At 67.7% G+C, this 588-nt stretch carries 1 protein-coding gene; it reads right to left on the bottom strand.

All coding sequences use genetic code 11. The annotated features are described in order from the left end of the window. The coding region (locus tag HB680_RS32515; protein ID WP_256735665.1) for a condensation domain-containing protein at window positions 1–588 on the bottom strand (588 nt) is incomplete at both ends.

Raw genomic sequence — 588 nt, forward strand, 5'->3', positions numbered from 1 at the left:
CTCCACCACCTGTTCGAACGGCAGGTCCTGGTGCACCTGCGCCGACACTGCGGTCTCGCGCACCCGCTCCAGCAATTGGCGCACGTCGGGTTGTCCCGCCAGGTCCACATGCAGGGCCAGGGTGTTGACGAAGAAACCGAGCAGGCTTTCGATCTCCCGGCGACCGCGGTTGGCCGTTGGCGTACCGATCACCACGCTCTGCTGCCCCGACAGACGCGACAGCACCGCCGCCCAGGCGCTTAGCACAGTCATGAACAACGTGGTGCCGTGACGCTGGCCCAGCGCCTTGAGCTTTTCCGTCAGCCCCGCGTCCAGACGCACCGGCACGCTGGCGCCCTCGAACGACTGCTGCGCCGGGCGCGGGCGATCGGTCGGCAGGGTCAACAGTTCCGGAGCCCCCAGCAGTCGCTCGCGCCAGTACTGGGTCTGATTCGACAGCGCACCGCCGCCGAGCCAGCGCCGTTGCCACGCGGCATAGTCCGGGTACTGGACCGTCAGCGCAGGCAGCGGATCGTCGAGCCCCTGACGGTACGCGCCATACAAGGCAGACAATTCGTGCAGCAGCAGACCGATTGACCAGCCGTCCGA

This window comes from Pseudomonas sp. dw_612, from assembly GCF_018449725.1.
Classification (GTDB): Bacteria; Pseudomonadota; Gammaproteobacteria; order Pseudomonadales; family Pseudomonadaceae; genus Aquipseudomonas.